Source organism: bacterium (genome assembly GCA_030685015.1).
Classification (GTDB): Bacteria; CAIWAD01; CAIWAD01; order CAIWAD01; family CAIWAD01; genus CAIWAD01.
In genome coordinates this window covers 1-11,989 of the sequence record JAUXWS010000046.1, presented here as the reverse complement: position 1 = coordinate 11,989, position 11,989 = coordinate 1, and the positions used below count along the sequence as shown (strand labels likewise).

Here is an 11,989-nt window from a genome sequence, read left to right as displayed (position 1 = left end):
GGATGCTCCAGGAAGTTCAGGCACCGCCGGTCCCGGCCTCGTGCCGGAAGGACAGCTCACAGGGGAGGGCGGCGGCGGCCCGCAGGAGGGGATCGGTCTCGCGCAGGAGATCCCGCACCAGGACCGTCAAGTGCGGCTCCACCTGGGCGGCGGCGGCCAGGATCTCCTCCAGCGCGACCGCTTTCAACGCCTCGGGGAAGCCCTCGTCGGTGATGATGGAGAAGCCGGCCACGCGCAGACCCATGTGGCGGGCGACGATCACCTCTGGGATGGTGCTCATCCCCACCACATCGGCGCCGGCCGTGCGCAGCCAGCGATACTCGGCGCGGGTCTCGAGGCAGGGTCCGCCCACCGCGGCGTAGACGCCCTTCTGCAGCGGGATGCGCCGCTCGAGGGCGAGGCGCTCGATGAGGGCGATCAGCTCCGGGTCGTAGGGCGCGCTCATGTCGGGGAAGCGGGGACCCAGCCCGTCCAGGTTGGGCCCGATCAGCGGGTTGTCGCCCAGCAGGTTGATGTGGTCCTCCATCACCATCAGCTGGCCCTTGCGGAACTGCGGATTGACGCAGCCGCAGGCGTTGGAGGCCACCAGCAGGCGAACGCCCAGCAGACCGAAGACGCGCAGGGGAAAGGTGATCTCCTGCATGGACCACCCTTCGTAGAAGTGGAAGCGGCCCTGCATGACCAGCACGGTCGGACCCTGCTCCTCCAGGCGGGCCAGGAGCAGGCGGCCATGGTGGCTCTCCACCGTGGCGACGGGGAAGTGCGGAATCTCCTCGTAGTCCAGGCTGCGCAGGATCTGGGCCTCGCGGGCGAGGGCGCCCAGGCCGGTGCCCAGGATCACCACGGCACGGGGCTGCTCCCCGGCCAACCAACCATGCAAGCGGGCGGCGCCGTGGCGCATCTGCTCAAGCGTCGGACGCTTGTCCGGCACGGGCGGCCTCCTCTTCCTGGTCCTCGCCGCCGGCCGGCGCGCTTTGGGCGAGCAGGTCGATCAGCTCCAACTGCTGTCCCAGCACGTGGCGCAGGCGGCGCACGAAACTGTCGCGCCGCTCGCGCAGGGTCTCGAGGTCGGCACGCAGGGCCCGCTGCTCCTCGCGCCCCCTGGCCAGCAGCTGGTCGGCGTGCAGCTCCGCCTCGCGCAGGATCAGCTCCGCCTCCTTGCGGGCCGTCTCGCGCGCCCCCTCGCTCGTGGTCTTCACCTCCAGCAGGGTGTCGCGCAGGCCCTGGTCCAGGCTGCGATAGCGCTCCAGTTCCCGCTCCAGCTGCAGGGCGCGCGCCTGGGCGGCGGCCAACTCGCGCTCCAGCTGCTCCACCTGGTCGGCCACCCCGCCCAGGAAGACCTGCAGCTCGGCCGGATCGGCGCCGCGCAGGCGGCGGCTGAAGGTGGCGCCACGGATGTCGTTGGGCGAAGTGCGCATGATGGTCCCTAGAATCGCAGCAGGGCGCTGAGCAGCTTCTCCGCCAGCTTGACGGCCAGCAGCGCGATGAGAGGCGACAGGTCCAGGCCGTTGACAGGCGGGATCAGGCCGCGGATGCGGCGGAAGAGGGGCTCGGTGGCCCGCTGCAGGAACTGCGCCAGCGGATGCTCACGGTCGATCCCCATCCAGCTCACAATGGCCGCCGCGATGATGATGAGGATGTAGACGTGCGCGGCAAGTCGAATCAGCTCGTCCATCAGATCTCCGCTTCCTCGCTAAACAGGGACCGTCCTATGCGCAGCAGGGTGGCGCCTTCCGCCACCGCCGCCTCGAAGTCGCCACTCATGCCCATGGACAACTCGCCCAGAAGGCGCCGTCCGGGGTCCAGCCGATCCCGCAGGAGGCGCAGCGCGCGGAAGGCCGGCCGCGCCGGGGCGTCCTCCGCCGCCATGCCCATCAGGCCGCGGATGCCCAAGCCGGGCAAGCGGGCCAGCTCGGGCCAGAGCGCCTCCAGCTCCGCGGCCTCGAAGCCGTGCTTGGAGGCCTCGCCGGAAATGTTCACCTCCAGCAGGACGTCCTGGCGCAAGCCCTGCTCCGTGGCGGCCTGCGAGATGCGACGGGCCAGCTCCAGGCGGTCCACGCTGTGGATGAGGGCGAAGCGCCCCGTCACCGCCCGCGCCTTGTTGCCCTGCACTGTGCCGATGAAGTGCCACTCCTGCGGGGCGGCCTCCCCGCGCAGCAGCTCCAGCTTGGGCAGGGCATCCTGCACGCGGTTCTCACCGAACAGCATCAAGCCGGCCTGGCGCAGGGCACCCATCTGGGCCGCCGCCAGGTACTTGGTGACGCCCACCACCCGCACACGGGCGGCCGCCTCGCCGCCGCCCGCCGCGGCGCTGTCCGCCGCCAGCTTGATGCGCCGCTCGAGCCGGGCCAGGCGTGAAGCCACGAATGCTGCGTCGGTGCGCACGGGACCACCCCTTCCCGGAACCCATGGCGGGACCCGGCGCTCCACGCTCCCGGCCGACCCGCCTGAAATCGCGGCCCAATATAGGGAATGAGCCGGGCGCAGCTTGCCAAGGCAGGGCCCGGCGCCGCGGCGCGAGGGCAGGGTTGGCCCCGCTCGTGCCATATTGCGGACCGCACCGTCAACGGAACGAGGACGCCTTGAGCCCCACACCCCGCCCCGCCCTGCTGCTGCCCCTGCTCCGCCAGACCTACGAGGTGTGGAGCCTGGAATCCAACTGGTTCCTCTTCTACGGCTTCTTCATGCTGGTGGCCGCCTATGCCGCCGGCCAGTTGCCTGTCCTCGGGCTGCCCCTCTCCCTGGCGCTGGAGGGTCCCCTCGCCGCCGGCCTGATCCTCGCCACCCGCCGCGTGCTGCTGGAGGAGCGACCGGGCGTGGAGGATTTCATGGGCGGTTTCCGCGGCGCGCAGCGCCTGACGCTCCTCGCCCTCCTCTCCCTGCTCGTCTCCACGCTGGTGCTGGCCGGCGTGCTCCTCCTGATCGTGCCCGGCATCCTCCTCGCCTCGCTCTGGGCCGTCGCCCTGCCCGCGCTGATGCTGGAGGGCGGGGGCCTGCTCGACTGCCTGCGCACCAGCGTGGCCCTCACCCGGCCGCGCCTGGGTCTGGTGGCCGTGCTGGTGGTGGCCCAGGGCTTGATCCAGCTGCTCCTGGCCCTGCCCATGGCCCGCGTCGTCCTCGCCCAGGGCCAGCCCACCCTCGCGCAGATCCTGCCCTTCCTTCTCGGCCTCGGCTTGCTCGGTCCCATCCACGGCATCCTGAACACGCTGCTCTACCTGCGGCTGAAGGAGGAGGCGGGACATACCCTGGCGCGGGGCTGAGGCGCCAACTGTGCGGCCCAAGAGTCAACAAGGCTGGGGCACGGCGTCTTGATAGGTTCGCAAATTCCATCACTCTGTGCTTAGTTCGTTTGTTATATGTCATATATTGCAGACATGACAAAATCAACGACCATCGCCGCCACGCTACGCGCCATCCGCGCCAAGCTCGACTTCACGCAGGAGCAGCTCGCCGCCTATCTGGGCGTCTCCTTCGCCACCATCAACCGCTGGGAAGGCGGATTGAACGCACCGCAAAAAGCGGCGCGCGACGCCATTGCCGCCCTTGCCGCCGAGGCCGGGATCGACCTGGAGGATCATGAGACGGACTCCACCCAGGCGGCGGCGCAGGTGACGCGGCGCCGGACCCGGGCGCGCGCCGCCGCGCCCACCACCAAGCCCATGGAGCAGATGCTCTGGGACGCCGCCTGCTCCATCCGCGGCGAGAAGGATGCCGCCAAGTTCAAGGACTTCCTCCTGCCCCTGCTCTTCCTCAAGCGCCTGTCGGACGTCTTCGACGACGAGCTGGACCGTCTCGCCGAGGAGTACGGCGACCGGCGGCAGGCGCTGGAGATCGCGGAGGGCGATCACGGGCTGCTCCGCTTCTACCTGCCGCCCGAGGCGCGCTGGGCGGTCCTCAGCGGCCGCGCGCACTACGACTGGCCCGATGACGAACAGGGCCGCGGCACGCGGCCCCGGGACATCGGCGAGCACCTGACCCGGGCCGTGCGCGCCGTGGTGCGCCACAACCCCACGCTGGCGGGCGTCATCGACGTGGTGGATTTCGCGGCGGAGCGCAACGGCGAGCGCGACATCAACCCGGCCAAGCTGATGGCGGTGGTCGAGACCTTCTCCGACGCGCGCTACCGCCTGGGCCTGGCCGACGTGCAGCCGGACTTCCTCGGCCGCGCCTACGAGTACCTCCTGCGGAAGTTCGCGGAGGGCTCGGGCCAAAGCGCCGGCGAGTATTTCACGCCGACGGAGGTGGGCTTCCTCATGGCCCACATCCTGCGGCCGAAGCCCGGCGAGGAATGCCACGACTACGCCTGCGGCTCGGCGGGGCTGCTGGTGAAGCTCCAACTGGTGGCGCGCGAGCTGGACCCCTCCAGCAAGGTGCCGCTCAAGCTCTTCGGACAGGAGCTGACGGCCGAGAGCTACGCCGTGGCGCAAATGAACGCCATCATCCACGACATGGACGTGCAGATGGCGCGCGGCGACACGATGATCAACCCCAAGTTCAAAACCGCCGACAGCCGCATCCGCAGCTACGACGTCGTCGTCGCCAATCCCATGTGGAACCAGCCCTTCAACCCGGACATCTTCGCCGACGACCCCTTCGACCGCTTCCGCGCACAGGGCGGCGTCACCACGGGCAAAGGCGACTGGGCCTGGCTGCAGCACACCCTGGCCTGCCTGAACGAGCGGGGCCGGGCGGCGGTGGTGCTGGACACGGGCGCGGTGACGCGCGGCTCCGGCAGCAAGAACGAGGACAAGGAGCGCGGCATCCGCAAGTGGTTCGTGGACCACGACTACATCGACGGCGTCATCCTGCTCCCGGACAACCTCTTCTACAACACCAGCGCCGCCGGCGTGATCGTGGTGCTCTCCAAACGCAAGCCGGCCGCGCGCCGGGAGCGCATCGTGCTCCTCAACGCCTCGCGCCGTGTCCTGAAGGGCCGGCCGAAGAACTACATCCCCGCGGCGGAGATCCGCCCGCTGGCGGCGGCCTTCCTCAAGGGCGAGCCGGTGGAAGGAGAGATCGCCGTCATCACGCGCCAACAGGCCGAGGAGGCGGACTACAACCTGAGCCCGAGCCGATGGATTGCACAGGCTGACGCAGTCAGCGAGCGCCCGATCAAGGACATCGTGACCGAGCTGTTGGGGCTTGACAAGCAAGCGCACGACATTGACGCCTCGCTTGCCAAGATGCTGGGGCGGCTATGATCAACGAGTCTTGGTCCCTTTGCCCTCTCGGCAAGCTCTTTGAAATCGGGGCGGGCAAGACCATGTCCGCCGCCGCCCGCGAAGGGTACTGCAAGACGCCATTCCTGCGCACTTCAAATGTCCTGTGGGATGAGATCGATCTCACGACGGTGGATGAGATGGCGATTCCGGACCATGAGCTTCTAGATAAGTTGCTGCTGCCCGGTGACTTGCTGGTATGTGAAGGCGGCGAGATTGGGCGCGCGGCCATCTGGAATGGTGAGCGGGAGGTCATGTCCTTCCAGAACCACCTCCATCGTCTCCGGCCGCTGTTGGATGATGTCGAGCCACGCTTCTACGTCTACTTCCTGCAATCCGGATTTACTCAGCTCGGCATCTACGAGGGCGCCGGAAACAAGACCACGATTCCCAACCTGTCGCGGAATCGACTTGCAGCATTGGATGTGCCACATCCTGAGATCGACGAACAGCGAGAAATCGTCCGCGCTCTGGCGAGGGTGCGGGAGGCGATGCATGTTCACGACAGGAGTACCGCCCTGTCCCAAGATCTTAAGCGCGCAGCAATGCGCACCCTGTTCACGCGCGGCCTGCGGGGCGAGGAGCAGAAGGAGACCGAGATCGGTCCAGTGCCGGAGAGTTGGGATGTAGTTCCACTTGGCTCACTCGGAAGAATCGGCAATGGCTCGACACCAAAGAGGAACATCAAGGATTACTGGGATGGTGGTGACTTTCCATGGTTAACGAGTGCGAAGGTCTATGATCGCGAAATCGAAGAGGCGGACCAATTCGTCACTGCCGCAGCGCTTCGAGAATGCCACTTGCCACAGATCGAGCCAGGAGCAATTCTTATAGCCATCACTGGACAGGGAAAGACGCTCGGGCATTGTGCTGTCCTACGAATGCGCGCCACTGTCAATCAGCACATCGCCTATGTCGCAACAGACCTCAAGGTTGCCGAACCGTCATTCGTACGAGGATACTTGGAGACGCAGTACGACTACTTTCGTCAAGTCGGAGCGGGCGGCGGGAGCACAAAAGGCGCACTGACCTGTGCCTTCCTGCGGAGCGTTCCAATTCCGTTGCCTCCGGCATTGGAAGAACAACAGGAAGTTGCAGCCATCCTCAACGCCATCGACCGCAAGATCGACCTGCACCGCCGCAAGCGCGCCGTCCTCGACCAGCTCTTCCGGGCGCTGCTGCACCAATTGATGACCGGCGCCCTGCGCGTCGCGGATCTCGACCTGACGGCCTTGTCCCCGCAAGCCAAGTCGGACGCGGCGGCATGAGCGAGGCGGTCCGCTACCACCTGGGCGGCTTCCCGCCCGGCCAGATCGATTGGGCCCGGCTGGTGCCCCTCATCGGCGACGCCCGCGCCGCGCTGGCGCGCTACGACGGCCTGCTGGCGGCGATCCCCGATCCCGCCGTCCTGCTGGCGCCCCTGACGACCCAGGAGGCCGTGCTCTCCTCGCGGATCGAGGGCACCACCGTCACCATGGGCGAGGTGCTGCAGATCGAGGCCGGCGACGGCGCCGGGCTCTCCCAGCCCAAGCGCGACGAGGCCGAGGAGATCCGCAACTACCGCGCCGCCCTCGTCTTCGCCACGAAGTCCCTGGCGGATCGTCCGCTCTCGCCGCACCTGCTGCGCGAGGCGCACGCCCTGCTGCTGGACGGCGTGCGGGGCCGCGACAAGAGCCCGGGCGCCTTCCGCACGGAGCAGAACTGGATCGGCCCCAAGGGCTGCCGGATCGAGGAGGCCAGTTTCGTGACGGCGCCACAGGAGCACCTGCTGGCTGGCCTGGACGCCTGGACCCGCTATCTCCAGGGCCGCGAGGAGCGCGATCCCCTCGTCCAGCTCGCCGTCCTCCACGTGGAGTTCGAGGCGCTGCATCCCTTCAAGGACGGCAACGGGCGGCTGGGCCGGATGCTCATCCCGCTCTTCCTCTTCGAGCGCGGCATCCTCCGCGGGCCGGACTTCTACATGAGCGGCTATCTGGACGCGCGGCGGGAGCAGTACGTCGAGGCGATGCGCGCCGTCTCGCGGGACGGCGCCTGGACCCCGTGGTGCGCCTTCTTCCTCGAGGGGCTGATCGCGCAGGCCTCCGACAACCAGTCCCGGGCGCAGGCGATCCTCGACCTGCACAAGCGCATGCTGCGGGAGATCACCGACCTGACGCATTCCCAGCACGCCAACCGGGCCGTGAACTTCCTTTTCGAGCGGCCGATCTTCGCCAGCAGTCATTTCATCAATGGCTCGTCCATTCCGAAACCGACGGCGCACCGCTTCCTCGGCCTGCTGCGGGAGGCCGGGATCCTGACCACGATTCTGGAGAGCTCGGGTCGGCGGTCGGCGATCTTCGCTTTTCCATCTTTGCTGAACATAGCTGAAGGACGGATCGTGTTTTGAGTCTCACCAATGCGCATCAAGCTCGTTTGAGTATCACGATACGACGATTATGATACACAACGGCCGTAGGCTTGAACGCGCAAGACGCAAATCGGGCCGGTTCGAGCAGGTGGCAGATGTCTGAACTGTGCATCAGCGAGGTGGGGAGCGTCCAGTTTCCGATGGTGGCCCATGCCGCCGGCGTCGGCTGGACACCGCTGACGCCGGAAGCCGCCCGGCGCAAGCGTGGCGGCGAGGAGGGCATGCTGCTTCGCGACGAACTGGGGGCGGCTCTCGCCAAGTTCAATCCTTGGCTGTCGGCCGATGCTGTCCGCCAGGTCATCGAGAAACTGGAGGCGCTCCCGCCCACCATCGAGGGCAACCGCGAGATGCTCGCCTGGCTGCGCGGCGAGCGGCAGTGGCACGACGAGCAGGAGGAGCGCCACCGGCGCGTCCAGCTCATCGACTTCGAGACGCCGGCGGCGAATGTCCTCCACGTCACCTGGGAATGGAAGCTGAAGCCGCCCGCCCGCAAGGGCAACCGCGCCGACCTGATGTTCGTGGTCAACGGCGTGCCGGTCTGCCTCGTCGAGCACAAGAATCCGAAGGACGGCGGCGCCATCGATCGGGGCGTGACCCAGCTGAGGCGCTACGAACTGGAGACCCCCGAGCTGGTCGGGACGCCGCAGCTCTTCAACGTCACCCACCTGCTGGACTACTGGTACGGCGTCACCTGGAACGTCAACCGCCGCTTCATGGCGCGCTGGAAGCAGCGGCCGGACGAATCCTATCGCTTCGCCGTGCAGGCCTTCTTCGAGCCTGCCGATTTCCTCCGCACGCTCCAGCACTGGATCCTCTTCTATGTCGAGGATGGCGAGACCCGCAAGTCCGTCCTGCGCCAGCACCAGCGCGCCGCCGTCGACAAGGTTGTCGCGCGCTGCGCGGACGCGGGCCGGAGGTGCGGCCTGATCTGGCACACGCAGGGCTCGGGCAAGACCTTCACCCTTTTGACCGCCGCCCGCCTGATCCTGGAGGACAAGGAGCGCTTCCAGCATGCCACGGTGATCCTGGTGGTGGACCGCAGCGAGCTGGAAGGCCAGCTCAAGGGCTGGGTGGAGAGGCTGCTGGGCGAGATGCAGAGCCATGACATCCCGAACTGGCGCGCGAACTCAAAGGTTGAGGTCCAGGACCTGCTGAGGAGCGACAAGCGCGGTTTGATCCTCTCGATGATCCACAAGTTCGAAGGCATCGACAAGGGCGCCAACCCGCGGGAGAACATCTACGTCTTCATCGACGAGGCGCACCGCTCCGTGGCCCATGACCTGGGCACCTACCTGATGGCGGCCGTGCCCAACGCGACGATCATCGGCTTCACCGGCACGCCGATCGCCAAGACGGCGCAGGGCGCGGGGACCTTCAAGATCTTCGGCATTGACGATGAACAAGGCTATCTGGACAAGTACTCGATCCGCGAGTCCATCGAGGACGGGACCACCCTGCCCATCCGCCACACGATGGCGCCCAGCGAGATGACGATTCCCGCCGAGCGGCTGGACAAGGAGTTCTTCGAGCTCGCCGCGGCTGAAGGCATCACCGACATCAACGAGCTCAACCTCGTGCTTGACCGCGCCGTGGGTCTGCGGACCTTCCTCTGCGCCGACGACCGCATCGAGAAGGTCGCCGCCTTCGTCGCCGCCCACTTCAAGGAGAAGGTGCTGCCGCTGGGCTACAAGGCCTTCCTCGTCGGCGTGAACCGCGAGGCCTGCGCCAAGTACAAGCGGGCCCTTGACAAGCTGCTGCCGCCCTCCTGGTCTGAAGCGGTTTACACCGAGAGCGCGGCGGATGTGGTCGAGCGGCCGCTGGTCGCGAAGCTGCAGCTGACCCCCGAGCGCGAGGCCGACGTCCGCCTGCTCTTCAAGAAGCCGGCCGGGGACCCGAAGATCCTCATCGTCACCGACAAGCTGCTGACCGGTTACGACGCGCCGCTTCTCTATTGCATGTATCTCGACAAGCCGATGCGCGACCATGTCCTGTTGCAGGCCATCGCGCGGGTGAACCGGCCTCTCGTGGACGCCAACGGAGTCCAGAAGTGTGTCGGACTTGTGGTCGACTTCGTCGGCGTGCTGCGCGAGCTGAACAAGGCGCTGCAGTTCGACAGCACCGACGTCAGCGGCGTCATCGAGGATCTGGATCTGCTGCTGAAGGACTTCCTTGCAAGGATCGCAAGGGCCAGGACGGACTACCTGGACGCCGGCGAGCAGGGTGGTGCCGACGAGAAACTGGAAGGACTGGTCTACGGCCGCTTTCTCGATCCAGAGCCGAGGAAGGCCTTCTTCGAAGCCTACAAGGAAATCGAGGCTTTGTGGGAGATCCTCTCGCCTTCGCCTGAGCTGCGGGATCACATCGACGCCTTCAAGCGGCTGGCGCAGCTCTATGCGACGGTGCGCAACGCCTACGCCGATCGTGGCGGCTACACCGCCGATCTCGCCTACAAGACCGCCACGCTTGTCAAGGAGAACGCCTCCCAGTATGGCCTGGGACAGGTCACGAGGAGCGTGACCTTCGATGTCGAGACGCTGGAGCGAATTCGCGGGAAGCCTGGTTCGGACGAAGGCAAGGTCTTCAACCTGGTGCGCGGGCTGCAACTGGAGATCGACGAGAACCCCGACAGATCATCGATCCTGCAAACCTTGAAAGAGCGAGCTGAGCGCATTCTCAAGGATCTTGAGAACCGCACCACGACCGGACTCGCCGCTCTGGACATGCTGGCGGCGCTGGCCAGGGAGAAGGAAGAGGCGGTCAACGCCGCCAAGGACAGCGGCCTGTCCGCCCGAGCTTTCGGAGTCTACTGGTCGCTGAAGGACGACAGGGAGCTTGCTGGTGCCGGTACCGTCGCAATGGAGCTGGCGCGGTCATCCGAGTCGCTGCTTGCCCGCTTCCCCAATGCGCGAGTCAATGCCGACGAGCAGCGCAAGCTGCGTGCAGCGCTCTACCGTCCGCTTCTGGGGCTGGACAAGGACAAGCGCGGGCGGGTCGTGGAGATCATCCTCACGATCCTGCTCGGCGGCGATGGCGATGCGAGCGCGTAAGAGAACCCGCCAGCTCCTCTGCCAACGCGTGGAGGACTGGTCTCGACGGTTAAGGGTTGAACCTCGGATCGTCCGTGTGCAGACCATGACGCGCAAATGGGGTTCGTGTTCGACGACCGGCATCATCACGCTGGCCGTGGATCTTGTTGATCAGACCTCGGGCTTTCAAGATTTCGTCATTGCCCACGAGCTCTTGCATCTGCGGATACCCAATCACGGTAGAGTATTCAAGACATTAATGAGTGCATATGTGCCAAACTGGAAGAAATTCAATATTTGTAGATAATTAATTGTAATTAATTCATTTGATTTTTACTCCTTTTAATAGCCGTCAACATCACATATCCATAACAATTCCATTGTGTTATCTTAGTCCATCATGCGCCAGAGGGTGGCGGTGAAGGTGCCGTCGTGGTCGCCGTCCAGCGGTGAGAGGCGCAGCCGGCCGTCGCCGGGGCGGCCGTCCAGCGGGTTGACCAGGGGCGCCGGGCGGAAGGCGGGATGGCGGGCGAGGAAGGCCTGCACCCGCTCCTCGTTCTCCACGGCCAGCAGGCTGCAGGTGGCGTAGACGAGGCGGCCCCCCGGCTTGACGCGCGCCGCGGCGAGGTCGAGCAGCCCGTCCTGCAGGGCGGTGAGGGCGGCCAGCGCGGGGGCGGGGCGCTGCCAGAGGTCGGGGTTGCGGCGCAGGGTGCCGCTGCTGGAACAGGGCGCGTCCACCAGCACGCCGTCCGCCGGCGGGAGGCGGGGCAGGCGCTGGCCGTCCCAGGCGTGTCCCCTCAGGTTGAAGACCTGCAGGCGCCTGGCCCGGCGGCGCAGTTCGGCCAGGCGGGCGGCGCTCACCTCGCAGGCCTCCACCACGCCCTTGCCCGCCATGGCGTCGGCCAATTGCAGGCTCTTGCCGCCCGCCCCGGCGCAGAGGTCCAGCCAATGCTGTCCGGGGGCCGCCCCGCAGAGGGCGCCGATGGCCTGGCTGGCCGGATCCTGCAGGACGAAGGCCCCCTGGCGGTAGGCGGTGGTGGCGTAGAGGTCCTCCCGGCACTCCAGGCGCCAGGCCGCGGGCAGGCGCGGATGGGCTACCGCGCTGGCGGGAATGGCCTCCAGCAGGCGACGCAGCGGCGCCTCGGGCCGGCGGGCGCGGATCCAGAGGGAGGGTGGACGCAGGCAGGCGAGGGCGAGGGCGGCGGCGTCCACCCCGGCGGGCAGCCCGCGGCGGATCCAGTCGGGCAGACGGGGCGCCGCCACGCCGGGCAGGCGGCGGGCCGCCTCGCGCAGGGCGGCGGGCGGTCCCGCTTCCGAGGCGGCCAGCTCCTCCAGGC

The 11,989-nt window shown here is 67.2% G+C and carries 11 protein-coding genes; 6 read left to right on the top strand and 5 right to left on the bottom strand.

All coding sequences use genetic code 11. The features are described 5' to 3' along the window. Window positions 1-16: 16 nt before the first annotated feature. The 4 genes from Q8O14_06150 to Q8O14_06135 are packed head-to-tail and all read right to left on the bottom strand — an operon-like array spanning window position 17 to window position 2,385. Window positions 17-901 carry a purine-nucleoside phosphorylase gene (locus Q8O14_06150; GenBank protein ID MDP2360319.1) on the bottom strand — a complete coding sequence of 295 codons (885 nt, stop codon included), beginning with the start codon at window positions 899-901 and terminating at the stop codon, window positions 17-19. 4 nt (window positions 902-905) lie between these two features. After that, entirely contained in the window at window positions 906-1,418 is a 513-nt protein-coding gene (locus Q8O14_06145; GenBank protein MDP2360318.1) for a DivIVA domain-containing protein, read from the bottom strand. An 8-nt stretch (window positions 1,419-1,426) separates the two neighbouring features. Then, window positions 1,427-1,675 carry a YggT family protein gene (locus Q8O14_06140; protein ID MDP2360317.1) on the bottom strand — a complete coding sequence of 83 codons (249 nt, stop codon included), beginning with the start codon at window positions 1,673-1,675 and terminating at the stop codon, window positions 1,427-1,429. Beyond that, on the bottom strand, window positions 1,675-2,385 hold the full coding sequence (locus Q8O14_06135; GenBank protein MDP2360316.1) for a YggS family pyridoxal phosphate-dependent enzyme: 711 nt from the start codon (window positions 2,383-2,385) through the stop codon (window positions 1,675-1,677). The genes Q8O14_06140 and Q8O14_06135 overlap by 1 nt, the downstream gene beginning before the upstream one ends. 197 nt (window positions 2,386-2,582) lie before the next feature. On the opposite strand from Q8O14_06135, the gene Q8O14_06130 reads away from it, so the two are divergent. The 6 genes from Q8O14_06130 (at window position 2,583) to Q8O14_06105 (ending at window position 10,959) form a co-directional block, all read left to right on the top strand. Next, window positions 2,583-3,260 (top strand): hypothetical protein, encoded by a 678-nt coding sequence (locus Q8O14_06130; GenBank protein MDP2360315.1) that lies wholly within the window; start codon window positions 2,583-2,585, stop codon window positions 3,258-3,260. Window positions 3,261-3,374: 114 nt separating this feature from the next. Then, window positions 3,375-5,201: an N-6 DNA methylase gene (locus Q8O14_06125; GenBank protein MDP2360314.1), complete on the top strand. Its 1,827-nt coding sequence runs from the start codon at window positions 3,375-3,377 to the stop codon at window positions 5,199-5,201. Then, window positions 5,198-6,487, top strand: a complete 1,290-nt coding sequence (locus Q8O14_06120; protein MDP2360313.1) for a restriction endonuclease subunit S — start codon at window positions 5,198-5,200, stop codon at window positions 6,485-6,487. Before Q8O14_06125 ends, Q8O14_06120 begins: the two co-directional genes overlap by 4 nt. Further along, on the top strand, window positions 6,484-7,605 hold the full coding sequence (locus Q8O14_06115) for a Fic/DOC family N-terminal domain-containing protein (GenBank protein ID MDP2360312.1): 1,122 nt from the start codon (window positions 6,484-6,486) through the stop codon (window positions 7,603-7,605). The genes Q8O14_06120 and Q8O14_06115 overlap by 4 nt, the downstream gene beginning before the upstream one ends. A 116-nt stretch (window positions 7,606-7,721) precedes the next feature. Beyond that, on the top strand, window positions 7,722-10,673 hold the full coding sequence (locus Q8O14_06110; GenBank protein MDP2360311.1) for an HsdR family type I site-specific deoxyribonuclease: 2,952 nt from the start codon (window positions 7,722-7,724) through the stop codon (window positions 10,671-10,673). Next, window positions 10,660-10,959 carry a M48 family metallopeptidase gene (locus Q8O14_06105; GenBank protein MDP2360310.1) on the top strand — a complete coding sequence of 100 codons (300 nt, stop codon included), beginning with the start codon at window positions 10,660-10,662 and terminating at the stop codon, window positions 10,957-10,959. Before Q8O14_06110 ends, Q8O14_06105 begins: the two co-directional genes overlap by 14 nt. A gap of 83 nt (window positions 10,960-11,042) precedes the next feature. On the opposite strand, the gene Q8O14_06100 is transcribed toward Q8O14_06105, so the two are convergent. Next, window positions 11,043-11,989: RsmB/NOP family class I SAM-dependent RNA methyltransferase (locus Q8O14_06100; GenBank protein ID MDP2360309.1), on the bottom strand; the 947-nt coding region annotated here is incomplete at its 5' end.